The following is a 26359-nucleotide window of genomic DNA, read 5'->3' on the forward strand; positions in this document are numbered from 1 at the left end:
GTCACCGCAACGGGTTATGGTCAAAGAAAAGCACAACCGGCGCTGGCCGGACGCAGGGAGGACACCCATGTCGAAACTCATCGCCCTCGTCGACGGCTCGGTCTATGCGCGCAGCGTCTGCGACCACGCCGCGTGGATTGCCGGCCGTACCGGCCAGCCGGTCGAGCTGCTGCACGTGCTCGGCCGGCGCGAAACCGCCAGCGTCCCCGCCGACCTCAGCGGCTCGATAGCGCTCGGCGCGCGCACCGCGCTGCTCTCGGAACTCGCGACGCTCGACGAGCAGCGCGCCAAGCTGGCCCAGAAGCGCGGCCGCGCCATTCTCGACGACGCAAAGGCCGCCGTTGAAGAAGACGGCGTCGGCGACGTGACGACCAGGCTTCGCATCGGCGATCTCGTCGAGACTGTCGCCGAGATGGAAAAGGACGCCGCGATGCTGGTCATCGGCAAGCGCGGCGAAGGCGCCGATTTCGCAAAACTGCATCTCGGATCCAACCTGGAGCGCGTTGTCAGGGCAATGCACAAGCCGGTTTTCGTGGCCTCGCGCGCGTTCAAGCCGGTCGAACGCTTCGTCATCGCCTATGACGGCGGCGCCAGCGCCAACCGCGCCGTCGATTGCGTCGCCAACAGTGCGATGCTCAAGGGCCTCCCCTGCACGCTGCTGTCGGTCGGCGCCGACACCGCGGAAAACCGTTCGCGCCTCGACGCTCCCGCAAGAATCCTGCGCGATGCCGGCTATACGGTCGAAGCGCTGCTGCTGCAGGGCGACCCCGACGAGGTCATCGGCGCGCGGGTCGAATCCGAGCATGAGGGCCTGCTGGTCATGGGCGCCTACGGCCATTCGCGCATCCGCAGCCTGGTCATCGGCAGCACCACCAGCGCCATGGTCCGCCGCTGCAAGATCCCGGTCCTGCTCATCCGCTGATCGCGGAACGCCAGCGCCAGCCTGCCAGCCGGTCGCTTGTAACGACAATTAATTGGATGTATAATTCATCCAATTAATTGGTGATCGTCCGCCATGTCGCCTCGCCGTTATTCGATGAAGAAGCGCAGCAGCAATGCCGCCGAAACCCGGCAGCGCATCGTCGAGTCGACTCTGGAGCTTCATTCGCGAAAGGGCGTCCTCGGCACGTCCTGGAAGGACATCGCCGCCCATGCCGATGTCTCGATCGGCACCGTCTACAAGCATTTCCCCGACCTCGACGCCCTACTGCCGGCCTGTGGCGCGCTGATGATGGAGCGTTTTCGCCCACCCTCCCCCGAGGATGCCGAGGACTTGCTCGACGGCCTTGCCAACCCTGTAGACCGGCTCGGACGCGTCGTCGCCGAGGTCTTCGCCTTTTACGACCGGGCCGGTTCGGCGGCCGAGGTCGACCCGCGCGAACGCAGGCTGCCCCAGATCCAGGAATGGGAAGTCTATTGGGCCGGGACGGTGGCCACCTTCGTGCGCGCCGCCTTGGCGCCGCTCCGACCAGCCGAAGCACAGCTGGCTTTCATCGCCGCCCTGCTCGACCAGCGCAGCTTTGCCGCCTTGCGGGCGCGCGGCATCGCGGCCGACAGGGCCGCGACCGAAATCACCCGCATGGCCATGGCGTGGCTTGCCCTCGATCAGGAGAATTCCACCCGCTAGTCAGCAACAGGAGGTTTGCATGAACATGACGCTCGAGAATGCCGGCGCCCTTGCGCTTGCCCCCGATGAGGGAGAGCGACTCTTCTGGCTGGGCGAGCCCGCCATCCTCAAGGTCACAGGCGCCGAAACCGGCGGCCACTACGCCGTGGCCGAGGTCGTCTCGACGCCGGAGGGCTTCGTGCCGCTCCACGTGCACGACAATGAGGACGAGGCTTTCCTGATCATGGATGGCGAGGTCGACTTCACCGTTGGCGGCAAGACCCTGCCGGCCGGTCCGGGCGCCTTCGTCTTCGGCCCGCGCGGCGTTCCGCATTCCTACCGCGTGAAGTCGGCAAGCGCCCGCATCATGATGATCTTCTCGCCTGCCGGCTTTGAGAATTTCATCCGCGAGACCAGCGTACCGCTCGACAAGGCGCATGAGGCCGGCGGCGAGCCTGACATGGAACAGTTGATGCAGACCGCCGCCCGCTATGGCGCGCGCATCCTCGATGAGTGAACGCTACACGTTCCGATGGCCGCGCCTAGGCCTGCGGATCGTTTTCCAGCAGGATCGGCTTGCCGTGCGGCGTGGCATGCGCGGCGCGTTGCCATGCGGCGGCGAGCGCGTCGATGTCTCCCGTGTCGGTGACGCCCTTGGCGCCCAGCATGCGCTCCAGCGCGCGCAGCCAGCACTGGTAATAGTCGCTGCCGTCGGCGGCGACGCCGGGGCGCTTCACTTCTGCCGACAGCATCTCGGCCCATTCCGGCCAGGCGAACAGACCGCGCTGGTGCAGCGCCACCACCATGGCGAAGGCCTCCGCCTGCCAGGGCGCGTCGAACACCGGCGGATCGATCTCCGCGCGGGGATCAGGCCGGCTCAAGATAGCTCTCCCAGGCGTCGATCGACACTGTCAGCGTCGGATCGGCGTCCTCGCCCCAGATCTCTTTGCCCGTGAACACCACCGTATAGACCCGCTGCGGGTTCTCGCCGTCGCCATGCGCATTGCTGTCGGGAAAGACAAAACCCTCATGCACGGTCTCCACCACGCCATTCTTCCCCCGCGCATAGCGCGGCAGCCTCGTATGTCCGGTCGGGCTGAAGTTGCGGGTCACGACGCGGTCACCCGCCTTGAACAGCGGCGGCGTCTCGACCGGGCGGTCGCAGGGCCCGCCGCGCGCCAGTGTCGCCGGCACGTCCGCTGCCTTCAGCACCCGCCTTGGCGTCGCCGCACCGTCCACCGCCCTGCCCTCTGCGAGGTCGCGTTCGCTGACGAAGCTGTGCCGCTTCAGCAGCCGCTCCAGCCCCTTGATCCAGATCTCGTAATAGCTCGATGACAGGTAATCGACCGGATGCCGGTTCTCGCGCGCATGGCGGCTCTCGTCGATGTTCCAGGCACCGAGCGCACCCGAGGCAAGCGTCAGGCCGAGCGCGCGTTTCTCCCATTCGGCATGGAAAACCGGCTCGTCGATCTCCGGCGCGACAGGCCCAAGCCCCATCTGGCCGCCAAGGTCATGCGGCCCGTTCATGCCGCCACCGGCGCCAGCGCCAGCCCGGTGCCGATCATCGAATCGCGCGTCACCAGGCCGGCCAGCTTTTCCTCGCTAAAACCCTCGGTGCCCGCCGGCCGCTCGGGCACGACGAGGTAGCGCAGTTCGGCGGTCGAATCCCAGACCCGGATCTTCGTGTCGGCAGGCAGCGTCAGCCCGAACTCTTCCAGCACCCCACGCGGGTCGATCACTGCCCGGCTGCGGTAGGGCGGCGCCTTGTACCAGACCGGCGGCAGCCCGAGCACCGCCCACGGGTAGCAGGAGCACAGCGTGCAGACGACGAGGTTGTGCGTGTCGGGCGTGTTGAAGGCCGCCTGCATGTGCTCGCCCTGCCGGCCGGTGAAGCCAAGCGAGGCGATCGCCGCCGTCGCATCCTTGCGCAGCCAGTCGGCATAGGCCGGATCGCTCCAGGCCTTCGCCACCACCCTTGCGCCATTGCGCGGCCCGACCTTGGTCTCGTAGGTGTCGACGATGACGTCGATCGCCGCAGGATCGACCAGCCCCTTCCGGGTCAGGATCGTCTCCAGCGCGCGCACCCGCGCCGCCATCGGGTCCAGTTCATTGTCGTGGTCGTGGTCGTGGTCGTGATCATGCGTCATGAGCCGAAATTATGCCGGCGCGCCTTCCGCCGCAAGAAGGCAGGCCTCAGCGCAGCATCGGCCAGAGCGTCGCCGCCAGCAGCACGCCCATCGCGATGTTGAACCACTTCAGCCGCACCGGATCGGCGAGAAATCCGCGCAGCGCCATGCCGAAGCCGGCCCAGATCGACACCGACGGCAGGTTGATCAGCGGAAACACGATGGCCACCAGCAGAATCGAGAGGAAGGGCTGGCTTGGGTTTGTGTAGACGGCCATTGCCGTCACCGCCATCACCCAGGCCTTCGGGTTTACCCACTGGAACGCCGCCGCCTGCAGGAAGGTCAGAGGCTCCGCATTGGCCGTCGCCCTGGCCGCCATCGACCGCGACATGGCGATCCTCCAGGCGAGGTAGAGCAGATAACCGCCGCCCGCGAGTTTCAGAGCGATGTCCAGCGCCGGAAACGTCTGCAGCCCCGCGCCAAGACCCAGTCCGACGCCGAGCAGCAGCGAGCAGAAACCGCAGGAAATGCCCAGCATGTGCGGAACCGTGCGCCAAAAGCCGAAATTCACGCCCGACGCCAGCAGCATGAAATTGTTGGGCCCAGGCGTCACCGACGTGACGAGGGCAAAGACGGAAAGGGCAAGGAAGATTTCTGCGGACATGCGCGGGCGGCTTTCCCGTTCCGATAGCATTGGCGATAGACCCGCCTACGCCACAAGTGCGCCGGGGTCGACCGTCCATGATTGCCGAACGGTTGTGTCAGCCCGCCCGCGGGCCGTTGGCGCCGCCTCAGGCAGGCTCCGGCGAGGCGCCCGCTGCGTGCGAGAACTTGTAGGTAATGTCGGCGAAGGAGTTTGTCGGGAAGACGTAGAAGAAGCGCAGCATGCCGATATCGAGGTTGCGAACGCCGTGTTCTGCCATCGGCGGCACGTAAACGCAGTCGCCGGGTTTCACCAGGTGGTCGACGCCGTCCAGCGTGACGATGCCCGTGCCCTCGAGGATGAAGTAGACCTCGGCCGGCTCGTGCCGGTGCAGCGCCAGGAAACCGCCCGGCTCGAAGATGGCGATGCCCGCGGTCAGTTGTTCGGAGGGCGTCAGGTCGCCGGTGATCAGCGTCTGCCAGCCGAGAACGCCGCGGCCGCCGGGCTCGGCCCAGCCATCCGATGCCGCGCCGGCATCATGTGTAACGAAAGGCACCGACATCGCTCTTGGGCTCCAGCTGGATCTGCCGCGATCCTAGCCGGCGCAACACCAGCCGCTGCATCAAAAACGGCTGGTCGTGTCGCGAAACTGAAACCCTGTGCGGGTGCGCGCAGGCGCCGCCACCCGCGCGGGATCACATCCCCTGCGGGCCGCGATTCATCGCCGCCACGCCGGTGCGGCAGACCTCGACCAGGCCAAGCGGCTTCATGATGGCGATGAACTGCTCGACCTTCGATACCTTGCCGGTGATCTCGAAGATGAAGTGCTCGGTATTGGCGTCGATGACGCTCGCCCGGAACGCATCGGCAAGCCGCAGCGCCTCGACGCGGTCGTCGCCGGTCCCCGCCACCTTGACCAGCGCCAGTTCGCGCGCCAGCGCCGGCTGGCCAAGCTCCTCGGCCATCACCGACAGATCGACGACGCGGTGCACCGGCACGATGCGTTCCAGCTGGTGCTTGATCTGCTCGAGCACATGCGGCGTGCCGCGCGTCACGATGGTGATGCGCGACAGGTGCTTCTCGTGCTCGGTTTCCGAAACGGTCAGGCTTTCGATGTTGTAGCCGCGTCCCGAAAACAGCCCGATGACCCGCGCCAGCACGCCCGGCTCGTTGTCGACCAGCACGGAAAGCGTGTGGTTTTCCGGCTTTTCCGTTTCCTTGGCGATGAAATAGGCTGATCCGGTCGGCTGAAGCTGTGCGTTCATGGCATGAATCTCGTTCTCAGAAGTCTGTGCTAAGCCGCTGCTTTGGCGGCACTGTTTGTTCGCCTAGACGAGTTCCCTGCCCTTGGCGTCGATGGCATTGGCAACGGCTTCGTCGGTCGCCTCGTCGGGCAGCAGCATTTCGTTATGCGCCTTGCCGGACGGGATCATCGGGAAGCAGTTTGCGAGCGAAACCACGCGGCAATCGAAGATCACCGGCTTCTTCACCTCGATCATCTCCTTAATCGCGGCGTCGAGATCGCCCGGCTTCTCGCAGCGTATGCCGTGGCCGCCATAGGCCTCCGCCAGCTTGACGAAGTCCGGCATCGCCTCCGTGTAGGAATGCGACAGCCGGTTGCCGTGCAGCAGCTGCTGCCACTGGCGCACCATGCCCATGTACTGGTTGTTGAGGATGAAGATCTTGATCGGCGCATTGTACTGCACCGCGCAGCTCATCTCCTGGATCGTCATCTGCACCGAGGCGTCGCCGGCGATGTCGATGACCAGTGCGTCGGGATGCGCGATCTGCACGCCCAGCGCCGCCGGCAGGCCGTAGCCCATCGTGCCGAGCCCGCCCGACGTCATCCAGCGATTCGGCTCGTCGAAATGAAAGTGCTGCGCCGCCCACATCTGATGCTGGCCGACCTCGGTGGTGATGTAGGTGTCCCTGCCCTTCGTCGCCTCGTAGAGGCGCTGCACGGCATATTGCGGCATGATGACGTCGTTGTTCGGCGTGAAGGCCAGCGAATCGCGCGCCCGCCACTTGGCGATCTGTTCCCACCAGGGATGCAGCGCCTTCTTGTCCGTCTTGACGGTCGCCCGCCACAGCCGGACCATGTCTTCCAGCACGCGGCCGACATCGCCGATGATCGGCACGTCGGCGCGCACGTTCTTGTTGATCGACGACGGGTCGATGTCGATGTGGATCTTCTTCGAGTTCGGCGAAAACGCGTCCAGCCGGCCGGTTATGCGGTCGTCGAAGCGCGCGCCGATGCACACCATGACGTCGCAGTCATGCATCGCCATGTTGGCTTCGTAGGTGCCGTGCATGCCGAGCATGCCCATCCAGCTCTTGCCGCTCGCCGGATAGGCGCCAAGCCCCATCAGCGTCGAGGTGATCGGGAAACCCGTCAGTTCGACCAGCTCGCGCAGCAGCTGGCTGGCTTCAGGCCCGGAATTGATGACGCCGCCGCCCGAATAGATGATCGGCCGCTTTGCCGTGGCCATCAGCTCGACCGCCGCCTTGACCTGGTTGAGGTCGCCCTGGATCGTTGGCTGGTAACTGGTGCGCGGCGCGGTCTGCGGTGGCGTGTAGATGCCCTTGGCAAACTGGACATCCTTCGGGATGTCGACAACCACCGGCCCCGGACGGCCGGTCGTGGCGACGTGGAACGCCTCGTGGATGGTGGCGGCGAGCTTGTTGACGTCCTTGACCAGCCAGTTGTGCTTGGTGCAGGGCCGCGTGATGCCGACCGTATCGCATTCCTGGAACGCGTCCGAGCCGATCAGCGAGGTCGGCACCTGCCCGGTCAGGCAGACCAGCGGGATGGAATCCATCAGCGCGTCCTGCAATGGCGTCACGGCGTTGGTTGCGCCGGGGCCCGAGGTGACCAGCATGACGCCCGGCTTGCCGGTCGAGCGCGCATAGCCTTCGGCGGCGTGGCCGGCACCCTGCTCGTGGCGCACCAATATGTGCTCGATGTCTTCCTGCTGGAACAGCTCGTCATAGATCGGCAGCACGGCGCCGCCCGGATAGCCGAAAAGGTGGAGGACGCCATTGTCCCTCAGCGCCTGCACCACGATCTCCGCGCCCGTCATTTCGCGCTGTTCGTTCTGTCCGTTGCTCATCGGTCCGCTTCCGTTCTGGCTTTGCCGTCTGGCGGCTGTAGTTTCTAAGTCTGTCTCGGGCAATAAAAAAGGCCCCCGAGGGAGCCTGTGTCTTGCGCATGGGAGGATTTCGCCCGGCGGTTACACCGCCTTGCCCACGCGCTTTCCTACTACGAGAATGCTTATCTTTTTCATCGCGGCGAACAATAAGGTCGGATCGCTGCGGAAGTCAATTGCGTTCTTTCCGGGCGTCGCGCCAGCTTGCCAGGGAGCCGGCGAAAGCCTGCAATCGCGGTGCAGGGAGCCCGATCGCTGCAATTGTAGGCTCCGGCTTAACATTGGTTCAACCATCCCTGCACACCCTGCCTTAACCGCGCATTGCTAGGGTCTCCGGAGTGGACAGGGGAACATCCGAAATGTTTGCATCCGACACCTCGACCGGCGAGGCGACGTCGCAGGAGCGCCGCGACGACAGGCAGAACCAGGACCGCACGCTGGGCAATGTCGTGCGATGCGACGGCGCGCGTGCAACGATCGCGGCCTACGCCGACAGCGACGTCGGCTCGCCCGACAGCCTGTGGACCGTCGGCCGCATGATCTCCATCAATCTCGGCGTGGCGCGCACCGTCGGCCTGGTCTATGCCATCGGCAAGGCCGATCTGTCGTGGACCCACGGCGAACTGAACGCCATCGAAGTCAGCGTCGAGCTGATCGGCGAAGTGCGCGACCGCGACGGCTCCGGCGTCCCGGTCTTCGACCGCGGCATTACCGTCTATCCGCATATCGGCGCCGTCGCCCACCGCATCCGCACCGGCGACCTGCAGGCCGTCTACGATCTCGCCGGCCGGCCATCCGTCTCCATCGGCGAGCTGTCGCAGGATGAGAGCATCGACGCCCGCATCGCCATCGACGACACGCTGGCCCGCCACTTCGCGGTCGTCGGCACCACCGGTGTCGGCAAGTCCACCGCCGTGTCGCTCCTGATGCGCAAGGCCATCGAGGCGCGGCCCGACCTGCGCATCCTGATCCTCGACCCGCACAATGAATTTGCCGCCACCATGCCCGAGAAATGCGTGCGCTTGGATTCCAGCTCGCTCGACCTGCCCTTCTGGATGTTCCGCCTCGAGGAATTCGCCGAGGTGCTGTTCCGCGGCCGCGAAACCGTGCCGGAGGAGATCGACGCCCTGCGCGATCTCATCCCTGCCGCCAAGAATCTCTACCGCAATCCTGCTGCCGGCGCTTTCCTGCGCCGCGGCGTCGACGCGCTCACCGCCGACACACCGGTGCCATACCGCATGGCCGACCTTATCAAGCAGATCGACGAGCGCATGGGCCTGCTCGACAGCAAGGTGGACCGGCCGACGCTGAAATCGCTGCGTACCCGCATCGAATCCGCCGTCAACGATCCCCGCTACCGCTTCATGTTCAATTCGCGGCTGATCGAGGACACGATCCACGAGACCATCGGCAAGATCTTCCGCGTTCCGCATGAAGGACGTCCGGTAACCTGCTTCGAAATGGCCGGCATGCCGTCTGAGGTTGTGAATTCGGTCTGCTCGGTCCTGGCGCGGCTCGCCTTCGACCTTGCGCTGTGGAGCGAGGGCAAGCTCAAGCTGCTCGTGCTCTGCGAGGAAGCGCACCGCTACATGCCGGCCGATTCCCGGCTCGGCTTCGCGCCGACCCGCCACGCGCTGTCGCGCATCGCCAAGGAAGGCCGCAAGTATGGCTGCTATCTCGGCGTCGTGACACAGCGTCCCGGCGAGCTCGACCCGACCATCCTGTCGCAGTGCTCGACCTTCTTCGCCATGCGGCTTGCCAATGAGCAGGACCAGGCGATCATTCGCTCGGCCATCGCCGATTCCTCGGCCTCGAGCCTCGCCTTCCTCTCTTCGATGGGACAGCGCGAAGCGATTGCCTTCGGCGAGGGCGTCGCGACGACCATGCGGCTGAGGTTCGAGCGCATCGAACCGAAGCTGATCCCCGGGGCCGGCCACCGCGACGAGGACGCCATAAGGTCCGACGGCACCGACGTCGATCTGCTGACGATCGTGGAACGCCTGCGCAACGTGCCGAAGGCGCAGACCAATCTCGGCTTCTCGGAGCCGGTCAATCCTCAACTGCAGCCCGGCGACCCGGGCTACCGCAAGCCGGACACGGCAGCGCCCTCTCCCAAGCCGGTGGCATACCAGGACGATCTCGATTTCGGCTACGGCCTGAAGCCCGGCAAGTTCGGCTCGCGCGCCGTCTGATCGACCACGGCTGAAGGACAGGCTTTTCGAACCCGGGGCCCTGGCTCCGGGTTTTTGCTATCGCTTGGACTTGCGCCAACCGGCTCGCCGCGCGTCGGCCTCCGAGCAGAACCAGCGCTCGCCCCATTCCGGCGAGATCCGCGTCTGCGCGTAATGGTCCTGCCCCGGCACATGGTAGATGCGCTCGCCTGTGATGATGCTGACATTGCCCTTGATGGCGCAGCCGGACCCGGGCAGCGCCGCCGCCAGGCCTCCCAAAGACACGTCGCCGAAGGCGTAGATCGTGCCGGCCAGGCCGATGGCCAACATCGCGGCAGGCATGGTTAGCGGGTGAGGTCCGTTGCGGCGGTGCGCAAGGCCCCGATACCGGGCGTTACGTCGCGGGAATTTCTCCGGCTTCGGATTCCATGTCATGGCGGCATGGTCGCTCGCCCGCATTGACATCAGGCGAAGGTCAAAACTGCAATTTTGCTAAAATGCCGCCATGCCGTACGGCAGTCGGTTCAGGCACTGACGCGATTGCGCCCGCCCTTCTTGGCTTCGTAGAGATGCTGGTCGGCGCGCCGGAACAGGCTCTCGGCGCTTTCCTTGCAATCCCACACGGCGATGCCGACGCTGGTCGTGACCCTCAGCGTGACATTGCCCGACATGATCGACAGGCCCGATATCGCCTTCCGGATGCGCTCGGCGAAGCGCCGCATCATCTCGTCATCCATGTTGGGCGCCACGACGGCAAACTCCTCGCCGCCCAGACGCGCCACGATGTCGTGATAGCGCGTCAGGTCCTTGAGGCAGTCGGCCACCGCCCGCAGCACCTCGTCGCCGACGTCGTGCCCGTGCGTGTCGTTGACCTGCTTGAAGTGGTCAAGGTCGAGGATCATCAGCCCGACTGGCCGCTCGATACGCCGGAACTCGTCGAGATACTCCTTCAGCGCATCGTCGAAATAGCGCCGGTTCTGCATCCCGGTCAGGCCATCGGTGAGTGCCGCCTTTTCCATGGTCTGCGACCGGGCGCTCAGCGACGCGGCCATGGCGCGCAGCTTGCTTTCCTCGTTCACGTGGATGCGGATCAGCGGGTAGATGAAGAAGATGCCGAAGAACAGCGCCGTAGCCAGCAGCACGCCCGTGGCAAAGAGCACCTTCGAGAGATAGGCGACATCGCCGAACCGGCCAGCATCCGAAGTCACGTCGGCAAGGGTGAACAACACGCCATAGGCGTGCAGCGTCAGGACGCCCGCAGCAAGAATGACCGCGATGAACACGAAGAACGCGGTTTCGGACTTGTGGAAGCGCATCAACCCCTCGCAGGCGGAACGGGCTCAGATAGTGCCACGACGAGCCTTAAAGAGCGTTAAGCGCGACCACCGAAACCTGCATGCGCGGTAACGTTCGGTTGACCCTGTCCTCAGCTAACCGGGGATACCGTGCCCACTGACGTGAATGGACCCTTGCCATCCAGCCGCTGCCATTCGGGCCCGAACTGGTTGCGGAACCAGGTCGACTGGCGCTTGGCATATTGCCTGGTCGCGATCTTGGCCTGCTCGATGGCCGTCTCGACGCTGGTTTCCCCGGCCGCCGCCGCCAGCAGCTCGCGCACCCCGATCGCCTTCAGGGCCGGCAGCGCCGGGTCGAGTTTTAGCGCGCCCATGGCCTTGGCCTCGTCCATCGCGCCCTCCGCCACCATCGTATCGAACCGCGCGTCGATGCGGGCGACCAGTTCGGCCCGCACCGGCTCGATCACCAGCAGCCGTGCGCTTTCGGCGTCCACCAGCGGCGTGCCGCTTTCGCCCTGCCAGTCGAGGATCGACCGGCCGGACGCCTGCAAGACCTCGAGCGCCCGCACGATGCGCTGGCCGTCGCCCGGTTTCAGCGTCGCTGCCGCCGCCGGATCATCCCGCATCAGGATCTCGTGCAGCCTGTCGGGCCCCTGCCGCTCGAGCTCGTCGCGCCAGTGCGCGCGCACGTCGGCGGGAATGTCGGGCATCTGCGACATGCCGCCGAGCAGCGCCCGGAAATAGAGCCCGGTGCCGCCGACGAAGATCGGCCTTGCCTTGTCGAGTTCGCCGCTTTCGGCAAGCGCGGTGACGTCACGCAGCCAGGCACCGGTGGAATAGGCGATGCTCGGGTGAACATGGCCGTAGAGCAGATGCGGCGCACGGGCGAGATCGGCCGCGCCGGGCCGCGCGGTCAGCACGCGCAGCACGGAATAGACCTGCATGGAATCGGTGTTGACGATGACGCCGCCAAGCTTCTCTGCGAGATCCAGCGCCAGGCCCGACTTGCCGCTGGCGGTTGGCCCGGCTATCAGGATCGCGTTCCTGATTGGCCCCTCGCCCCCGCCGGATTTTTTCATGCCGCTCGTAGCCACGCTGATTTCCCATCCTGCCGCGCGCCTGCTCACGCCGCCGCTCGCGACTATCGCTTCGGCAGCCGTCGGCGCAAGCGCCATCGACTGGCTGGCCGACCGCATCGCCTGCGATCTGGCGCTGCCCGCCAGCCTTGGCAAGGCCGCGGCCATGGCCGCTCTCGCCGACAGTCTCGCCGGTACAGACATCGACTTCGTCGTCCACGACGCGGCCACGCGACGCAAGAAGATCCTCATCGCCGACATGGATTCCACCATGATCGACCAGGAATGCATAGACGAACTTGCCGACGAAGTCGGCCTCAAGGACCGCGTTGCGGCCATCACCGCGCGCTCGATGAACGGCGAGATCGCCTTCGAGCCGGCGCTGCGCGCGCGCGTTGCGCTGCTGAAGGACCTCGACTCTTCGGTCATCGACCGCATCATCGACAACCGGCTGACGCTCGCCTCCGGCGGGCAGGCGCTCGTCCGCACCATGCGCCGCAACGGCGCCTGGACCGCCCTCGTTTCGGGCGGCTTCGACGTCTTCACCCGGCGCATCGCCGAACAGCTCGGCTTTCAGGAAAACCGCGCCAACCGGCTGATCGAGGCCGGCGGCAGGCTTGCCGGCGAGGTCGCAGAACCCATTCTCGGCCGCGCCGCCAAGGCCGACGCGCTGAACGAGATCGCGGCGCGCCTGGGGCTCACCCCTGCGGACGCCATTGCCGTCGGCGACGGCGCCAACGATCTCGACATGCTGCGGCTTGCCGGCATGGGCGTGGCGCTGCACGCCAAGCCCGCGGTAGCCGCGGAGGCCGGCGTCCGTATCGATCACGGCGACCTCACCGCCCTTCTCTACCTGCAGGGCTATCGCGAAGCCGAGATCGTCGCATGACGCTGCTGCGCACCGAACGGCTGATCCTGCGCAACTGGCAGGAGCGCGACCGCGAGCTCTTCCACCGCATCAATTCCGACGACCGCGTCATGGAGTTCTTTCCGTTTCGCCGCAGCCGTGCCCAGGCCGACGCGGTGATGGACGAGATGCGCGACGCCATCGCTGTGGACGGTTACGGCTGGACGGCCGCCGAAATCGCCGAGACCGGCCAATGCATCGGCTTCGTCGGCCTCAACGCCGCCGAGATTGTGCCCATCGTGCCGGCAGGCACGCTGGAGATCGGCTGGCGGCTGGCGGCGGAGTACTGGGGCAAGGGTTATGTCACCGAGGCCGCCCGCGCCCTCCTCGACCACGCCTTCGGGCCGCTCGGCCGCGACGAGGTAATCTCCTTCGCGGTCTGGAACAACCACCGCTCCACTGCCGTGATGAAGCGTCTCGGCATGCGCGCCGACCCCGGCGAGTTCCTGCATCCGGAAGTCCCGGACAACCAGCCTGAACTGAAGCGCTTTGTCCTTTACAGACTGTCCCGCACGCATTGGGAAAAACAAAAAAGCCCGGCATCATAGCCGGGCTTTTGTGTTTCAACCCAACGGGTTGAGCGAAACAACGGAATCAATCCATCCGGATCGTGACGAAGCGCAGCTCGCCGGTCTTCGACGCCAGCATCAGGAGCGCGTTCTTGCGTCCCTGCTCCTTCAACGCGGCGATGCGGTCGAGCACGTCCTTGGGCATCGCGACGGTCTCCTGCGCGATCTCGGTGATCACCTCGCCGGCCACGACGCCACGTTCGGCGGCAGCCGAATTCTCGGCCACCTCGGTAACGATGACGCCGGAGACGTCCGGTGCGATGCCGAACTTGCTGCGCGCCTCGTCGGTCAGTTCGCCGATCGTCATGCCGAGCACCGAGGCTGTGGCAACCGGACCGCCCTCGTCGCTGCCGGACGAGCCGTCGGCCTCGGCGAGCTTTTCGCCTTCCTCGAGCCGACCGAGCGTCACCTTGACGGTGACTTCCTTGCCCTTGCGCAGCACCACCACGTCGACTTCCTTGCCGACCGGGCTCTCGGCCACCGCCAGCGGCAGTTCGCGGCTGTGGCCGATATCCTTGCCGTCGAAGGTGATGATGACGTCGCCGAGTTCGATCGAACCGTTGTCGACCGGCCCGCCCTTGATGATGCCGGACACCAGCGCGCCCTTGGCGTCTGCCAGGCCGAGGCTCTCGGCGATCTCGTCGGTTACCGGCTGGATGCGCACGCCGAGCCAGCCGCGCCTCGTCTCGCCGAACTCGACGAGCTGCGCCACAACGCCGGTGGCGAGTTCGGAGGGGATCGAGAAACCGATGCCGATCGAGCCGCCCGAGGGCGAGATGATCGCGGTGTTGATGCCCACCACCTCGCCGAACATGTTGAACAGCGGGCCGCCGGAATTGCCGCGGTTGATCGCCGCGTCGGTCTGGATGAAGTCGTCATAGGGGCCCGAATCGATGTCGCGGTTACGCGCCGAGATGATGCCTACCGTCACCGTGCCGCCGAGGCCGAACGGATTGCCGATCGCCATGACCCAGTCGCCGATCCGCATCTTGTCGGAATCGCCGAACTTGACTGCCTTCAGCTTCTTCCTGCTCGCATCGACCTTGAGGACGGCAATGTCGGTCTTGGTGTCGGTGCCGACCAGTTCGGCTGTCAGCTTCGAGCCATCGGAAAAATTCACCTCGATCTCGTCCGCGTCGGCGATCACGTGGTTGTTGGTCACCACGATGCCCTTCTCGGCATCCAGCACGAAGCCGGAGCCCAGCGACTGCACCTTCTGCTGCGGGCCGCTGTTCTCGCCCTGGCGGTCCTTGAAGAACTCGTCGAAGAAATCCTGGAACGGCGAGCCGTCCGGCGCCTTCGGCATCGGCACCGTGTTCTGCCCCTCGGTGCCCTTGACGTTCTGCGAGGTCGAGATGTTGACGACCGCCTCGAGCAGGCCCTCGGCGAGATCGGCGACCGAGGCCGGTCCGTTGCTCTGCGGCACCGCCTGCGCATGCGCGGCAGGCACCGGCGCAAGGCCGAGCGTCGCGGCGGGCAGGAAAGCGATGGTTGCGCCGAGGAGCGCCTTCCGCACGGCGGGCAGAAAACGGTTGGAAATCATGCGGAAGCTCCCGGTGCGTCGTGAAGAGTCATGGCCTGCGGACGGCCAAGCGTCATGTTGGCAAGAAATACGGCGTGTTTGCGACTTTGGCTATCGGGGCAAGGATAAATCCTGCGTTATCCGCGCACCATCCAGACAATGCCGACGCCAGCGGCAATGGCCACCAGCCCGGCGATGCGCAGCACGTTTTCGGGGGTTGCGAGCACTTCGGCGGCGAGCCGCTTGGCAAGGCCCGGAAAGCCGCCATAGACCAGGCCCTCGACAACGAGGACCAGGCCGATGGCGGCCAGGAAGTCCGTCACCGGACTTCCTCTATTGGCTGGTGCCGGTCGCAGGCGCCGTCGTGGCAGCGCCCGACTGCGGTGCCGGAGCGGCCGGTCCCGGCGTGCCCAATCCGCTGGAATTGCGGAAGAAGCGGAAGAACTCCGAGCTCGGCGACAGCACCATGGTCGTGCCGGTGCCCTGCAGGGCGGCCCCGTAGGCGTTCATCGAACGATAGAATTCGAAGAAGCCCGGGTCACGCTGGAAGGCGTCGGCAAACACGGCGTTGCGCTGCGCTTCGCCTTCACCGCGCAGGATTTCCGATTCCTTGCGCGCTTCGGCGATGATCTCGACCACTTCGCGGTCGGCGCGGGCGCGGATGCGCTGCGCCGCCTCGCGGCCACGCGCCCTCAGCCTTTCGGCCTCGGCGAGACGCTCGGCCTTCATGCGGTCGAAGGTCTGCTGCGACACTTCCTGCGTCAGGTCGGTACGGCGGATGCGAACGTCCTCGACCTGCAGGCCGAGCGAGGTGGCGTCGGGCCGCAGCTGGTCGGCGACCTCGCGCATCATCGCGGCGCGCTCTTCTGAGAGCGCCGACTCGAAGCCGCGCACGCCGTAGACGCGGCGCAGGGCTGCGTCGAGACGGGTGCGAAGCCGCTGTTCGGCGAGCTGCACGCTACCCGACACGGCCTGCCTGAAGGTCCGTGCGTCCGAGATGCGGTAGGCGACGAAGGCGTCGACCTCGTAGAACTTGCCGCCCGAGACCTGGACGCGGATGTCGTCGAGGTCGAAGCGCAGGATACGGTCGTCGATGATCTGCACATTGTCGGCCTCGAAGAAGCCGAAGGGCAGCTTGAAGTAGAGACCCGGGTCCTTCTTCACGTCGACGATCTCGCCGAAGCGCAACACGATAGCCTGCTGGCGCTCGTTGACGACGAAGATCGACGAGAAGACGAGGAACACGATGGCCGCCAGGACGATGGCGATGAATGGAAGACGGTTTGCCATCAGTTTGCTCCTTCAGCCGGCGCGCGCTTGGCCAGTTCCGGCAGCGGCAGGTAGGGCACGACGCCCTGTCCGCTGCCCTGCTCGATGATGACCTTGTTGGAATCCTTGAGCACCTTTTCCATCGTCTCGATGAACAGGCGCTCGCGCGTCACTTCCGGGGCCTTGGCATATTCGTCATAGACCGAGATGAAGCGCTGCGCCTCACCTTCGGCTTCCTGCACGACCCGGTTCTTGTAGGCGGCCGCTTCTTCGCGGATCTGCGCGGATTCACCGCGTGCCTGGCCGAGCTTCTGGTTGGAGTACTGGTTCGATTCCTCGACGAAGCGATCCTCGTCCTGCTCGGCGCGCTGCACCTCGTCGAACGCGTCGGCGACTTCGCGCGGCGGTGCCGCGTCCTCGATCGAGATCGCGTTGATGCTCAGCCCCGTGCCGTACTGGTCGAGTGTCGTCTGGATGATCTGCCGCACCGTGTCGGCAATACCCTGGCGGTCGTCGCGGAAAATGTCCTGCGCAGGACGCTTGCCGACGGCCTCGCGCATGGCACTCTCGCCGATCTGGCGCACCATGTCGTCGGGATTGGCGACGTTGAAGAGATAGGCTTCCGGGTTGGAGACCTGGTAGGCGATGGAGAACTTCACGTCGACGATGTTCTGGTCGCCCGACAGCATCAGGCCCGAAGACGTGTTGCCGCGCACTTCACCCAGGTCGACGAGTTTTTCGGCCGTGTTGGCATACTCGACCGTCTCGATCGGCCACCAATGGAAGTGCAGGCCGGGCTGCGACAGCTCTTCCTTGGGCTTGCCGAAGCGCAGTTCGACAGCCAGCTGGTCCGGCTGCACCGTGTAGATCGCCTGGAACAGCCACAGCGCCACGAGGCCGAGCGCGATCAGGCCGAACAGTGCCGGCGTCGCGCGGCCACCGCCGGGCAGCGCCTGCTTCAGCCGGTCCTGGCCGCGGCGGATGATGTCTTCGAGATCAGGGGGAGACCCCTGCGGGCCGCTGGGACGTGGTCCCTGCCCCCACGGTCCGCCGCCATTGCCGTTGCCGCCGCCCCATGGGCCGCCGCCGCCGCTCTTGTCGTTCCAGGGCATGAAAGTCCTTTCGGTGTTCTTAAAACCCATGCGCGCCGAAACGTTGCGGCGCGCGCTCCCGTGATGTCTTCTATAGGGATGCGCGGCTTCGCTTTCAACGCAACCAAGCCGGTCCGTGTCGAATAGCCGCCGGAATCCCGGTCTTCAGTCAGTCAATGCACTGCCGGGCGTCTTTCGTAAACCGTATAGCGTGTCGCATGGCTGTCCTTTTCGCCTGCCGGGAAGTTCCGGCTGCTGACCCGGCGCCACGTTTTCAGGTCGATTGGCGGGAAGTGCGTGTCGCCCTCCACCTCGGCCAGGACATGCGTGACATGGAGCCTGTTGGCGAGCGGCATCGCCTGCTCGTAGATCTGGCCGCCGCCGATGATGCAGATCTCATCGACGCCGGTCACGCAATGCGCGCGCGCCCGCGCCAGCGTTATCGCGTCCTGCAGCGAGATCACCGTGTCCGCGCCCTCGGCGCGAAAATCAGGGTCGCGCGAAACCACGATGTTGTGCCGGCCGGGCAACGGCCGGCCGATGCCCTGCCAGGTCTTGCGGCCCATGATGATCGGCTTTCCCATCGTGTCCGCCTTGAAGCGCTTGAGATCGCTCGAAAGCCGCCATGGCAGCCCGCCCTCGCGGCCGATCACCCCGTTGCGGGCGATCGCGACATAGATCGCGATATCCATTCTCCACGCACTCTCCGGTTGGCGGGGCTAGACCGCAATCGGCGCCCTGATCGTCGCGTCGGCGACATAGTTCTCAAGCAAAAAATCCTCGAAACGGAAGGCGAACAGGTCCTTGACCTCCGGGTTCAGCCGCATCGTGGGCAATTGTTTCGGCTGCCGCGACAGCTGTTCGCGCGCCTGCTCGAAATGGTTTGAATAAAGATGCGCGTCGCCGAGCGTCAGGATGAAATCGCCGGGCTCGAGCCCGCTCACCTGCGCCACCATCATGGTCAGCAGCGCATAGGAGGCGATGTTGAACGGGATGCCGAGGAAGATGTCGCCCGAGCGCTGGTAGAGCTGGCACGACAGCTTTCCATCGGCCACATAGAACTGGAACAGGCAGTGGCAGGGCGGCAGTGCCATGGCATCGACTTCGGCGGGGTTCCATGCCGACACGATCAGACGTCGCGAGTGAGGATTTTTCTGCAACTGATTCAAAAGATTCCGGATCTGGTCGATAGGCTTGCCGTCATGACCGCCCGGCCAGGAGCGCCACTGCTTGCCGTAGACGGGCCCTAGATCGCCGTTCTCGTCGGCCCATTCGTCCCAGATGGTGACCCCGTGATCGTTGAGATATTTGATGTTTGTATCGCCGTTCAGGAACCACAAAAGCTCGTAGATGATGGACTTGAGGTGCAATTTTTTGGTCGTCGTCACCGGAAAGCCGTCGGCGAGGTCGAAACGCATCTGGTAGCCGAACACCGAGCGGGTGCCCGTGCCGGTCCGGTCGCTGCGGTCCGAGCCGTTTTCGAGCACATGTTTGAGAAGGTCGAGATACTGGCGCATGATTCGGGCTCGTTGGGGATTTCCGCGATCCTACAGGATGGCGTCCGGCGCGAACATAGTCATTCCCGCTGCCCACAGATCTCCCGGCGGCCTGCGCAGGAAACCCTGCCGCGGCCCTTTTCATCCGCCGCACCGTTCCCTATATTAGCCGTGTCAGCTTGTCTGACTATGGTGATAAACAGGCGATGTAATAAGCCGTTCGGACCCGGGGGCGGTACCCGGCGCCTCCACCACAAGCTGCCCTGCTGGGCAGCTTCTGATGGGGGCGAAATAGGATCGACGAAGGTGTAAAGATCGTACTTTTGCCCGGCATGGTACCACCGTTATCGGACTAAACTTGTAGTTGCAAATGACAACTTTGCGGAAGCACGTCTCGCAGCGTAAGCTGTGCGATAGCTTCAAATTCAAGCCCTAGCGGTTCGCACTGCTAGGCGGGGTTCGGAGGTACCTGGCAACAGAAACCTCCACTTTCCCTCCCCCTTGTTTCCAAGAAATTGCGGCCTGCGAAGCTTCACTCGGCGGCGGCCGTGGCTGCGCCTGTCCCTGCCCGCCGGATCGTCACCAGCGTCAGGACGAGCGCCAGGGCCGCGCACGCGGCAATGCCTGTCACCATCGGCATCGGCAGCCCGTTGGCGAAGAAGCTCGTCACCGTCATGGCGGCCACGCCGGTCACCATATGCAGCGTGCCCATAAGCGCCGATGCCGTACCGGCTATCTCGCCATGATCCTCCATCGCCAGCACCGAGGTCGTTGGAATGACCAGGCCCAGAAAGCCGTAGGCGACGAAAAGTGCCGCGGACATGAAGGCGAGCGATTCGAAGCCGGCCGCCATCGTTGCCCACATGGCGACCATCACCCCGGAGAACCCGAAGACGGCGATCCGGACCACGCGGTGCAGGCCGAACTTGCCGGTCAGCCAGCCGCTCATCTGCGAGACGCTGAAAAACGACACCGCGTTGACCGAGAAGAACAGGCTGTAGACCGACGGCGACATGCCGTAGTGGTCGATGATCACGAAGGAAGAATTCGCCAGGTAGACGAAGAAGCTGGCAATCCCGAATCCGCCGATCAGCGACAGGCCGATAAAGTTGCGGTCGGCCGCCAGCACCTTGTAGCCGCGCCCTGCCGAGGCGAAGGAACTGGCCCGGCGCCGTTCTGCCGTGCGCGTCTCGGCAAACCCGAATGTCAGCAGCACCATCGACAGCACTGCTGCCAGTGTCACTGCCCAGAACACGGCGCGCCATCCGAAGGCTGCGATGATGAAGCTGCCGGTCAGCGGCGCAAGGATCGGCGAGATGCTGAACACCAGCATCAGCAGCGACATCAGCCGGGTCGCCTCGGCGCCGGTGTGCAGGTCCCGCACCACGGCGCGCGGCACGACCATGCCGGTCGAGGCGCCCAGCCCCTGCAGCAACCTGAAGAAGATCAGCCATTCGACGCCCGGCGCCAGTGCCGCGCCGATGCTGGCGGCTGAAAACAGCGCGAGGCCGCCATACATCACCGGCTTGCGGCCATGGATGTCGGCCAGCGGACCGACGACGAGAGGCCCGACCGCGAAGGACAGGAACACCACGACTAGGCTCATCTGCACGGCCATGGCGCTGGCCTGCAGTTCGGCGCCGATCGTCGGCAGCGCCGGCAGGTACATGTCGATGGCGAAGGGGCCGATGGCCGAAATCAGGCCGAGCACAATCGCGATGCGCAGAAATCCAACGTTCATCTTTAGGGGTCCTGGATGCCGGCCGGGCCGGGGGTGGAGGAGTGATACATCATAAGGACGTTTCAGGAGCGTGTCGCCCGACAATGAAGCCGACTGGCTTTACTGCTTCCCCTGGGAAAGCTTGTGCCCTGCGTCTGTCACGACTAGCATAGTCGCAATGAAAGCTTACGCATCGGCCCTCCGCAGCCACGAAGCGAAAAGACTCTCCATCATCGAAGCAGCCAGTGCGGTTTTCGGTCGCGAGGGTTTCTCGGGCGCCAATCTCGACGTCATCGCCCAGGAAGCGGGCGTCTCGCGCCAGACCCTCTACAATCGACACGGCGACAAGGAAAAGCTGTTCGTGGCGGTGGTCAGCGAACTCACGACGCGAATGGCCGCCATCTGCGTCGAGGCCATGACCACCTTCCCCGACGAACCCAGCCACCTGGAGGACGACCTCACGGCTTTCGCCCTGCGGGTCAACCGGGACTGCATCTGCAGTCGCGACGGCTATCTGTTGCGTCGGCTGGTTCAGGGCGAAAGCGCGCGTTACCCACACCTCTTCACAGGATGGGAGGAACAGGGAGCCGCCAAGGCGTGGGCTGCCCTTGCCACCGGCCTTCAAGGGCTTGCCCGGTCCGGCTGGCTCGACATCGAGGATGCCCACCTGGCTGCGCGCCAGTTTCTGGCCCTGATCCGCTCCGATCTGCAGGTCTACATCCTGCTCGGCGAGACGCCTGGCGACGAAACACTCGAAAAGGCGTCGCGAAGCGCGGTCAGGACCTTCCTCAGGGCGTTCGTGCCGCGCGGTTGAGGCCAGCCTGCGGCTTTTTCGCCGCACCATGGGCCACGCGCACGATCCGGTGCATCGTGCTCGCTATCTCCGGTTTACGGCGGCCCCAAGCTTGATTACAGCTATTCTCAAGATTCAACGGAAACTGCCTGCCACATGGCCGAAGACCACATCCGCTACGATATTCTCGCCCAGGAGGCCTTGCGCGGCGTCATGCGCAAGGTGCTTGCCGAGGTTGCGCGGACAGGCCTGCCGGGCAACCACCATTTCTTCATCACCTTCGTCACCGGGGCGCCTGGCGTTCGGATCTCGCCGCGCCTGCGCGAGCGCTATCCCGAGCAGATGACCATTGTGGTGCAGTTTCAGTACTGGGACCTCAAGGTAACCGACAGCGGCTTCGAGATCGGCCTTTCCTTCTCCGACGTGCCCGAGCGCCTCGAAATCCCCTTCGCTGCAGTCCGCGGCTTCTATGATCCTTCGGTCAATTTCGAGCTCGAGTTCGACGTGAAGACCGACACTGCCGATGTCGGCGAGGCCGACGAAGCCGTCGAGGAAGCGCCCAAGAAGGCAAAGGGCGAGGCTGCCGCCAAGCCGGCTGCCGTCAAGAAGGGCGACGCCAAGAAGAAGGCTGCCGAGGCAGCCAAGGAAGAGCCCGCCGAGGGTGCAAAGGGCGCCGAGGTCGTGTCGCTCGACGCCTTCCGCAAGAAGTAGCCATGTCCTCGGTCGTCAACCTCCGACTCGCCCGCAAGCGCAAGGCGCGCGCCGAGAAGGAGCGTATGGCCGAAGAGAACCGCGCCCTGCATGGCCGCACAAGGGCCGAAAAGCTCAGTGAGCGCAGGCAGTCGGAAAGGTCGGCCGCCTTCGTCGACGGCCACCGGCTCGAACCCAAGGGTCGCGACGGCGCTTCATGAGCCCGGTCCGCAAGCGCTCGGTGACCATTCGCGGCCACCGCACCAGCTTCTCGCTGGAACAACCTTTTCTCGAAGACCTGCGCGCCATCGCCGAAACGCGCGGCGTCGCCCTCGCCGCGCTGATAGCGGAGATCGACGCGGCCAGGCCGCGCAGCGACAACCTGTCTTCTGCGCTCCGTGTCTTCGTGCTCGAACAGGCAAAGCTGCCGCGCACGCCCTGAAACCTACTGGTTGCCGTTCAACATCTGCATGAAGCCGTCGTCGAGGTTGAGCTTCGGCAATTCCTCCTGCCGCGGCTGGACAGGTGCCGGCAACGGCGCCCGCTCGACAGCCGCCTCCCCGCTGGCCGGCGGCTGTTCCGCCCTGGCTTCCGCCTCGCGGCGGCGTTCCTCGGCCTTCAGCCGCGCGTCTTCCTCGGCCTGGCGCTCGGCCTCCTGTTTCAGGCGCGCCTCCTGCTCGGCCTTCTTCTGCGCTTCGGCTTCGGCCTCGGCCTTCTGTCTGGCCTCTTCTTCCTGCTGGCGCAGCACGTCGAGCGCGGCGTCATGCTCGCGCTGCAGGGCCGCATAGTAGCGAACCTCGCGGCGCAGGCGCTGTTTCTCGAGCAGGGATGCCTGCATGCCTTCGACTCGCGCCTGCTCGGCCTCCAGCGCGCGCTGGGTCAGGAATTGCGCCAGCGGCTCGCTGTCGAAGACCAGCCCGGCCGAGTCCAGCGGACCGTCCAGGCTAAAGCGCAGCGCCGGCTCCGAGCCGACCAGCGCCTCGATTCCGGGCCGGTAGCTGATCGTGCCGTCGGCCGAAACGGTTTCCGCGTTGAGGTCGGCCTGCACGTCGACCTCGACGGTCGCCGCAGCGTTATTGAGCGTCAGCGGCGGCGCGCGCATCACCCCGCCTGCGACGGTGAAGGCAGCCTCGGCGGGCTCCGCCGCAAAACGGCCGGCCGCCGCAATCGCCGGCGCAAAGGCCGCCGTTCGCTCGGCGTCGATATCCTTGCCGGCAAGGTCGGCCCGCGCGATGAACTGGGCCAGCGCATCGGGGTTCAGCCCGTCGATGACCAGCGAGCGCAAGGCTGCCGTTCCCGAGCCGCCAAGCGTCGCGACGAGCCCGCCGACCGACTTGCCGCTCGCAGACAGCGCCGCCGACAGGTCGGCCCGTCCGTGCAGCCCGGCAGCATCGATTGTGGCCGCCAGATCGGCGTCCGCAAACTGCATCTGGGTCGAGAACAGGCCCGTCCCGGCATTGTTCTTGATCTCGAGGCGGCCGCTCACCTCGCCGCCGAATAGCTTGGCCTTGAGATCTGCGATCCGCAGCCCGTCCCCGTCGAGCTTCAGCGACAGGCCGGCATCATAGGCGGTGACGCTTGGCCCGGCGATCAGCGTGCCGGCGGCAATCTCGACATCGGCGCTGAACGGAGCCGTCACCGCCGGCTGGAACGGCGTCTGCGACCATTGCCCCTCGCCGCCGTCCAGCGCCGCTTCGCCGAGCACCATGGCCGCGATCGGGTCGAGCACGAGCTCGTCGACCGTCAGCTGGCCCGAAACATGCGGCTTGCCGTCCTTGACCACGGCGTTGACGTCGCCGGCGACCGCCCCTTCGCCCAGCGTGCCGGAAAGCCCGGTGAGCACGGTCAGCCCGTCGGCGTAGTCGGTCTCTGCTTCGAGATCGATCGGCGTGCCGAGCCCCATGCCGGGCAGGCCCATGCCGGTCGTCATCAGCCAGGGCTCGATATCGGCGGCGTGCAGCCTGGCCCTGCCCTTGAGCCCTATGCCGCCGCCCGCCAGCCGCGTCGATCCGTCGAAGAATGCCGACAGGTCGCCCGCCGTCAGGCTGGCCACCGTGGCGAGTTCTCCCGACAGCGGTCCCCTGACCGTCACGTCGGTTTCTCCGGCGTCGGTCATCAGGTCGAGGCCAAGCACCGGCACGCCGTAGAGGGCCAGGAGCTTCGTCGCGTCCTCATTGCGTCCCGACAGCACCAGCGACACTTCGCCCTCGCCGGCATCCTCGGGCTTGCCGCTGCCAGACAGCGTCGCCGACAGCGCCGTGCCGCCGACATTGCCCTGCGCGCTGACCGCAAAGCCCGTGCTGCCGTCGCCGTTTTCCGCCGAGGTTGCCACCACGTCGAGCCGCGCGTCGGCAAAGAGGTCCGGGTAGCGCCTGGCGCGCTCGGCTAGGCCCTTAACCACCGCATTGTCGCCATGGCGTACCAGGAGCGCGTCGATCAGCGGCACCAGGTCGACGGACACCAGCGAGGCATCGATATTGCCGGCCAGATTGTCGGGAAAGTCGCGCAAGGTCCCGGTCGCGCTGACGGTCGCGCCGGCCAGCCCGCCGATCGAGAGGCGATCGATCTCGAGCAGCCCCTCGCGCAGCCTGAGCGCCGTGTCCACCGTGTCGGCGGTCAGCCCGGCGGCGCTCACCGGTCCGGCCTTCACCTGGAGGTCGAGGTCGCGGTCGGAGAAGCGGATCGCCCCGACATCGCTGACGAAGAGCGAGGCGAGTGCGGCAAGCCCGTCGACGTCGAGCGCGCCGCCTTCCAGCGCCAGCGACACGGCGGGCTTGGCGCCTTGCGGCTGGCTGCTCTCGGCATGGCCGCGGAATGTCGCATTTCCGAGCCCGAGTTCGAGGTTGTCGAAGCGCTGCCGTTCCCTGCCGAGGTCGACGTCGGCGCGAAAGCCTGCCGCCGGCAGGCGGCGGATCGCGTCGTCGACATCCTGCGCCACCCAGGCCGCGAAGCCGGACGGCTGGCCGATGGCAAGCAGCAGCGAGCCCTTGAAGCCAAGCTCGCCGTCCGTTCGCAGCAGCCCGTCCGCCTCGAGCTTGGTTCGCCCGGGCAGCGTCGCGGCCAGCGATTTCACCATCCAGCCTTCGCGTGCCGGCGCGGCCGACAGGCGCACCTCGCGGATCGTCGTGTCACCGGCGACCACGGCCGGCAGGTTGACCTCCAGCGTGCCGGGTATGGTCGGGCGCGGCATATCGGCCAGCGCCTCCTGCGTCACCGCAAGGCGCTGCGCCAGCGTCTGGCTGCCGGCAGAGTCGCCGGCGCCGATCGCCTCGTCGAAGCGCACCTGCGCGCCGTCCACCGTCACCTCGAAGCGCGCCTCTTCGCCAAGCTCGATGAAGCCATTGCCGTCGGCCGAATAGGGGTTGGACAGCGGGCCCGTCTCGAACAGGAATTCGTCGAAGGACAGCCTCTCGTGGTCGAAGGAGAACTTGCCGTTGATCCGGTAGCCCGGTCCCCGGCTGGCGTCGACAGGTTGCGCCTTGTCGCGCCGCGCAGCGACCTTGAAGAGGCCCGAATAGTTGGCCGCCCCCTGGTCGAAACGCACATTGCCGTCCGATTCGACCGACACGGCATAAACTTCAGGCTCGGCCTGGATCCTGAGACGCATCGCGCCCGAGGCGTCCACCTTGCCGGTGTTGACGGTCACATCGGTCAGCATGCCGTCGAGCCGCATCGACCCGGTGACACGCCACGGACCTTCGAGCGACTTGGCCGACATCTGCGTGTTGATCTCGGTCAGCCTGTGCGTGCGCCCGCTCGCGGCATGGCGCAGCGCGATCTGTCCCTCGGTCACCGTCAGCTTCTCGATCGAGATCTGGCTGGCGTCCACCGGTCCCGACGGGCGCACCGCCCAGTCGACCGTGCCATCCTCGGCAATGTCGATCGTCGCCTTGGGCCGCACCAGCCGCATGTCGAAGATGAGGATGTCGCCGCGCAGGAACGGCGCCAGTTCGGCATCCATCGAGAAGGTCTCGACGGTCATTGCCGGCTCGCCCGAGGGGCCGCCGCCCACCGACACATCGGAAAACGTCACCGAGGGAAACGGCAAGAGCCGCGCCGTGGCGTCGCCATTCACCGTAACCTTGCGGCCGAGCACGACGCTCGCCTCCCGCTCGAACTCCGCCCGGTAGCTCGACCAGTCGACGAAATAGGGCATCACCAGCGCCGCCGTCAGCGCCAGTACGATCAGTCCACCGATGATTACGAAGAGCCGGGCCAGCTTGCTACCTTGCGTCCTGA

The 26359-nt window shown here is 65.8% G+C and carries 28 protein-coding genes and 1 other RNA gene; 11 read left to right on the forward strand and 18 right to left on the reverse strand.

From position 1 onward, the window contains the following. Positions 1–67: 67 nt before the first annotated feature. From ACT2BZ_RS22630 to ACT2BZ_RS22640, 3 genes are all read left to right on the forward strand, one after another. A complete protein-coding gene (locus ACT2BZ_RS22630; RefSeq protein ID WP_457937948.1) occupies positions 68–922 on the forward strand; it encodes a universal stress protein in 855 nt (284 codons plus the stop codon). Positions 923–1015: 93 nt separating this feature from the next. Continuing rightward, positions 1016–1627: a TetR/AcrR family transcriptional regulator gene (locus tag ACT2BZ_RS22635; protein WP_457937950.1), complete on the forward strand. Its 612-nt coding sequence runs from the start codon at positions 1016–1018 to the stop codon at positions 1625–1627. A gap of 19 nt (positions 1628–1646) precedes the next feature. Beyond that, positions 1647–2123: a cupin domain-containing protein gene (locus ACT2BZ_RS22640; RefSeq protein ID WP_457937952.1), complete on the forward strand. Its 477-nt coding sequence runs from the start codon at positions 1647–1649 to the stop codon at positions 2121–2123. Positions 2124–2148: 25 nt separating this feature from the next. Here ACT2BZ_RS22640 and ACT2BZ_RS22645 read toward each other — a convergent pair whose 3' ends face one another. From ACT2BZ_RS22645 to ACT2BZ_RS22675, 7 genes are all read right to left on the reverse strand, one after another. Next, entirely contained in the window at positions 2149–2487 is a 339-nt protein-coding gene (locus ACT2BZ_RS22645) for a nitrile hydratase accessory protein (RefSeq protein WP_457937954.1), read from the reverse strand. Beyond that, positions 2474–3133, reverse strand: a complete 660-nt coding sequence (gene nthB, locus ACT2BZ_RS22650) for a nitrile hydratase subunit beta (RefSeq protein WP_457937956.1) — start codon at positions 3131–3133, stop codon at positions 2474–2476. Before nthB ends, ACT2BZ_RS22645 begins: the two co-directional genes overlap by 14 nt. Beyond that, a complete protein-coding gene (gene nthA, locus ACT2BZ_RS22655; protein ID WP_457937958.1) occupies positions 3130–3753 on the reverse strand; it encodes a nitrile hydratase subunit alpha in 624 nt (207 codons plus the stop codon). The genes nthB and nthA overlap by 4 nt, the downstream gene beginning before the upstream one ends. A gap of 46 nt (positions 3754–3799) precedes the next feature. Continuing rightward, positions 3800–4396: a LysE family translocator gene (locus ACT2BZ_RS22660; RefSeq protein ID WP_457937960.1), complete on the reverse strand. Its 597-nt coding sequence runs from the start codon at positions 4394–4396 to the stop codon at positions 3800–3802. A 127-nt stretch (positions 4397–4523) separates the two neighbouring features. Beyond that, positions 4524–4937 carry a cupin domain-containing protein gene (locus ACT2BZ_RS22665; RefSeq protein WP_457937962.1) on the reverse strand — a complete coding sequence of 138 codons (414 nt, stop codon included), beginning with the start codon at positions 4935–4937 and terminating at the stop codon, positions 4524–4526. Between the two features lie 133 nt (positions 4938–5070). Continuing rightward, entirely contained in the window at positions 5071–5640 is a 570-nt protein-coding gene (ilvN, locus tag ACT2BZ_RS22670) for an acetolactate synthase small subunit (protein WP_457937964.1), read from the reverse strand. A gap of 63 nt (positions 5641–5703) precedes the next feature. Next, positions 5704–7485 (reverse strand): acetolactate synthase 3 large subunit, encoded by a 1782-nt coding sequence (locus tag ACT2BZ_RS22675; protein ID WP_457937966.1) that lies wholly within the window; start codon positions 7483–7485, stop codon positions 5704–5706. 395 nt (positions 7486–7880) lie between these two features. Between ACT2BZ_RS22675 and ACT2BZ_RS22680 the strand changes: the two genes are divergently transcribed. Beyond that, on the forward strand, positions 7881–9713 hold the full coding sequence (locus tag ACT2BZ_RS22680; RefSeq protein WP_457937968.1) for an ATP-binding protein: 1833 nt from the start codon (positions 7881–7883) through the stop codon (positions 9711–9713). 57 nt (positions 9714–9770) lie between these two features. Here the strand turns inward: ACT2BZ_RS22680 and ACT2BZ_RS22685 are convergent, their stop codons facing one another. From ACT2BZ_RS22685 to miaA, 3 genes are all read right to left on the reverse strand, one after another. Further along, a complete protein-coding gene (locus ACT2BZ_RS22685) occupies positions 9771–10034 on the reverse strand; it encodes a sunset domain-containing protein (RefSeq protein WP_457937970.1) in 264 nt (87 codons plus the stop codon). 182 nt (positions 10035–10216) lie between these two features. Next, positions 10217–11008, reverse strand: a complete 792-nt coding sequence (locus ACT2BZ_RS22690; protein WP_457937972.1) for a GGDEF domain-containing protein — start codon at positions 11006–11008, stop codon at positions 10217–10219. A gap of 110 nt (positions 11009–11118) precedes the next feature. Next, a complete protein-coding gene (gene miaA / locus ACT2BZ_RS22695; protein ID WP_457941419.1) occupies positions 11119–12066 on the reverse strand; it encodes a tRNA (adenosine(37)-N6)-dimethylallyltransferase MiaA in 948 nt (315 codons plus the stop codon). Between miaA and serB the strand changes: the two genes are divergently transcribed. Continuing rightward, on the forward strand, positions 12065–12952 hold the full coding sequence (gene serB / locus ACT2BZ_RS22700) for a phosphoserine phosphatase SerB (protein ID WP_457937974.1): 888 nt from the start codon (positions 12065–12067) through the stop codon (positions 12950–12952). The two genes, miaA and serB, sit on opposite strands and share 2 nt — an antisense overlap. Next, positions 12949–13518 carry a GNAT family N-acetyltransferase gene (locus tag ACT2BZ_RS22705; RefSeq protein ID WP_457937976.1) on the forward strand — a complete coding sequence of 190 codons (570 nt, stop codon included), beginning with the start codon at positions 12949–12951 and terminating at the stop codon, positions 13516–13518. Before serB ends, ACT2BZ_RS22705 begins: the two co-directional genes overlap by 4 nt. A gap of 46 nt (positions 13519–13564) precedes the next feature. Here the strand turns inward: ACT2BZ_RS22705 and ACT2BZ_RS22710 are convergent, their stop codons facing one another. From ACT2BZ_RS22710 to ACT2BZ_RS22735, 6 genes are all read right to left on the reverse strand, one after another. Next, positions 13565–15082: a DegQ family serine endoprotease gene (locus ACT2BZ_RS22710; protein ID WP_457937978.1), complete on the reverse strand. Its 1518-nt coding sequence runs from the start codon at positions 15080–15082 to the stop codon at positions 13565–13567. Positions 15083–15198: 116 nt separating this feature from the next. Then, entirely contained in the window at positions 15199–15384 is a 186-nt protein-coding gene (locus tag ACT2BZ_RS22715) for a DUF2065 domain-containing protein (RefSeq protein ID WP_457937980.1), read from the reverse strand. 10 nt (positions 15385–15394) lie between these two features. After that, on the reverse strand, positions 15395–16351 hold the full coding sequence (gene hflC, locus ACT2BZ_RS22720; protein ID WP_457937982.1) for a protease modulator HflC: 957 nt from the start codon (positions 16349–16351) through the stop codon (positions 15395–15397). After that, positions 16351–17442, reverse strand: a complete 1092-nt coding sequence (hflK, locus tag ACT2BZ_RS22725; RefSeq protein WP_457937984.1) for an FtsH protease activity modulator HflK — start codon at positions 17440–17442, stop codon at positions 16351–16353. The genes hflC and hflK overlap by 1 nt, the downstream gene beginning before the upstream one ends. 152 nt (positions 17443–17594) lie before the next feature. Beyond that, positions 17595–18113, reverse strand: coding sequence for a dihydrofolate reductase (locus ACT2BZ_RS22730; protein ID WP_457937986.1), 519 nt, complete (start codon positions 18111–18113; stop codon positions 17595–17597). Positions 18114–18140: 27 nt separating this feature from the next. After that, complete coding sequence (locus ACT2BZ_RS22735) at positions 18141–18938, reverse strand: thymidylate synthase (protein WP_457937988.1); 798 nt, start codon at positions 18936–18938, stop codon at positions 18141–18143. A gap of 113 nt (positions 18939–19051) precedes the next feature. On the opposite strand from ACT2BZ_RS22735, the gene ssrA reads away from it, so the two are divergent. Next, positions 19052–19407, forward strand: a transfer-messenger RNA (tmRNA) gene (ssrA, locus tag ACT2BZ_RS22740). A 42-nt stretch (positions 19408–19449) separates the two neighbouring features. On the opposite strand, the gene ACT2BZ_RS22745 is transcribed toward ssrA, so the two are convergent. After that, positions 19450–20658 carry a multidrug effflux MFS transporter gene (locus tag ACT2BZ_RS22745; RefSeq protein ID WP_457937990.1) on the reverse strand — a complete coding sequence of 403 codons (1209 nt, stop codon included), beginning with the start codon at positions 20656–20658 and terminating at the stop codon, positions 19450–19452. Positions 20659–20815: 157 nt separating this feature from the next. Between ACT2BZ_RS22745 and ACT2BZ_RS22750 the strand changes: the two genes are divergently transcribed. The 4 genes from ACT2BZ_RS22750 (at position 20816) to ACT2BZ_RS22765 (ending at position 22562) form a co-directional block, all read left to right on the forward strand. Next, positions 20816–21451: a TetR/AcrR family transcriptional regulator gene (locus ACT2BZ_RS22750; protein WP_457937991.1), complete on the forward strand. Its 636-nt coding sequence runs from the start codon at positions 20816–20818 to the stop codon at positions 21449–21451. Positions 21452–21586: 135 nt separating this feature from the next. Continuing rightward, entirely contained in the window at positions 21587–22141 is a 555-nt protein-coding gene (locus tag ACT2BZ_RS22755; protein WP_457937993.1) for an SspB family protein, read from the forward strand. A 2-nt stretch (positions 22142–22143) separates the two neighbouring features. Beyond that, entirely contained in the window at positions 22144–22341 is a 198-nt protein-coding gene (locus ACT2BZ_RS22760; protein WP_457937995.1) for a DUF4169 family protein, read from the forward strand. Further along, a complete protein-coding gene (locus ACT2BZ_RS22765) occupies positions 22338–22562 on the forward strand; it encodes a ribbon-helix-helix domain-containing protein (protein ID WP_457937997.1) in 225 nt (74 codons plus the stop codon). The genes ACT2BZ_RS22760 and ACT2BZ_RS22765 overlap by 4 nt, the downstream gene beginning before the upstream one ends. A 3-nt stretch (positions 22563–22565) precedes the next feature. On the opposite strand, the gene ACT2BZ_RS22770 is transcribed toward ACT2BZ_RS22765, so the two are convergent. Further along, on the reverse strand, positions 22566–26339 hold the full coding sequence (locus tag ACT2BZ_RS22770; RefSeq protein WP_457941420.1) for an AsmA family protein: 3774 nt from the start codon (positions 26337–26339) through the stop codon (positions 22566–22568). Between the last annotated feature and the right edge of the window lie 20 nt (positions 26340–26359).

The sequence above is a fragment of the Mesorhizobium sp. 10J20-29 genome (assembly GCF_054130485.1).

Coding starts and splice junctions, on each gene's coding strand:
- ACT2BZ_RS22750 (WP_457937991.1), top strand. CDS start 20,816: ATGAAAGCTTACGCATCGGCCCTCCGCAGCCACGAAGCGAAAAGACTC.
- ACT2BZ_RS22680 (WP_457937968.1), top strand. CDS start 7,881: ATGTTTGCATCCGACACCTCGACCGGCGAGGCGACGTCGCAGGAGCGC.
- ACT2BZ_RS22745 (WP_457937990.1), bottom strand. CDS start 20,658: ATGAACGTTGGATTTCTGCGCATCGCGATTGTGCTCGGCCTGATTTCG.
- ACT2BZ_RS22690 (WP_457937972.1), bottom strand. CDS start 11,008: ATGCGCTTCCACAAGTCCGAAACCGCGTTCTTCGTGTTCATCGCGGTC.
- ACT2BZ_RS22755 (WP_457937993.1), top strand. CDS start 21,587: ATGGCCGAAGACCACATCCGCTACGATATTCTCGCCCAGGAGGCCTTG.
- hflC (WP_457937982.1), bottom strand. CDS start 16,351: ATGGCAAACCGTCTTCCATTCATCGCCATCGTCCTGGCGGCCATCGTG.
- ACT2BZ_RS22710 (WP_457937978.1), bottom strand. CDS start 15,082: ATGATTTCCAACCGTTTTCTGCCCGCCGTGCGGAAGGCGCTCCTCGGC.
- nthB (WP_457937956.1), bottom strand. CDS start 3,133: ATGAACGGGCCGCATGACCTTGGCGGCCAGATGGGGCTTGGGCCTGTC.
- ACT2BZ_RS22640 (WP_457937952.1), top strand. CDS start 1,647: ATGAACATGACGCTCGAGAATGCCGGCGCCCTTGCGCTTGCCCCCGAT.
- ACT2BZ_RS22685 (WP_457937970.1), bottom strand. CDS start 10,034: ATGCCTGCCGCGATGTTGGCCATCGGCCTGGCCGGCACGATCTACGCC.
- ACT2BZ_RS22765 (WP_457937997.1), top strand. CDS start 22,338: ATGAGCCCGGTCCGCAAGCGCTCGGTGACCATTCGCGGCCACCGCACC.
- ACT2BZ_RS22730 (WP_457937986.1), bottom strand. CDS start 18,113: ATGGATATCGCGATCTATGTCGCGATCGCCCGCAACGGGGTGATCGGC.
- ACT2BZ_RS22630 (WP_457937948.1), top strand. CDS start 68: ATGTCGAAACTCATCGCCCTCGTCGACGGCTCGGTCTATGCGCGCAGC.
- ACT2BZ_RS22665 (WP_457937962.1), bottom strand. CDS start 4,937: ATGTCGGTGCCTTTCGTTACACATGATGCCGGCGCGGCATCGGATGGC.
- ACT2BZ_RS22675 (WP_457937966.1), bottom strand. CDS start 7,485: ATGAGCAACGGACAGAACGAACAGCGCGAAATGACGGGCGCGGAGATC.
- nthA (WP_457937958.1), bottom strand. CDS start 3,753: ATGACGCATGATCACGACCACGACCACGACCACGACAATGAACTGGAC.
- ilvN (WP_457937964.1), bottom strand. CDS start 5,640: ATGAACGCACAGCTTCAGCCGACCGGATCAGCCTATTTCATCGCCAAG.
- hflK (WP_457937984.1), bottom strand. CDS start 17,442: ATGCCCTGGAACGACAAGAGCGGCGGCGGCGGCCCATGGGGCGGCGGC.
- miaA (WP_457941419.1), bottom strand. CDS start 12,066: ATGAAAAAATCCGGCGGGGGCGAGGGGCCAATCAGGAACGCGATCCTG.
- serB (WP_457937974.1), top strand. CDS start 12,065: ATGCCGCTCGTAGCCACGCTGATTTCCCATCCTGCCGCGCGCCTGCTC.
- ACT2BZ_RS22760 (WP_457937995.1), top strand. CDS start 22,144: ATGTCCTCGGTCGTCAACCTCCGACTCGCCCGCAAGCGCAAGGCGCGC.
- ACT2BZ_RS22635 (WP_457937950.1), top strand. CDS start 1,016: ATGTCGCCTCGCCGTTATTCGATGAAGAAGCGCAGCAGCAATGCCGCC.
- ACT2BZ_RS22660 (WP_457937960.1), bottom strand. CDS start 4,396: ATGTCCGCAGAAATCTTCCTTGCCCTTTCCGTCTTTGCCCTCGTCACG.
- ACT2BZ_RS22705 (WP_457937976.1), top strand. CDS start 12,949: ATGACGCTGCTGCGCACCGAACGGCTGATCCTGCGCAACTGGCAGGAG.
- ACT2BZ_RS22735 (WP_457937988.1), bottom strand. CDS start 18,938: ATGCGCCAGTATCTCGACCTTCTCAAACATGTGCTCGAAAACGGCTCG.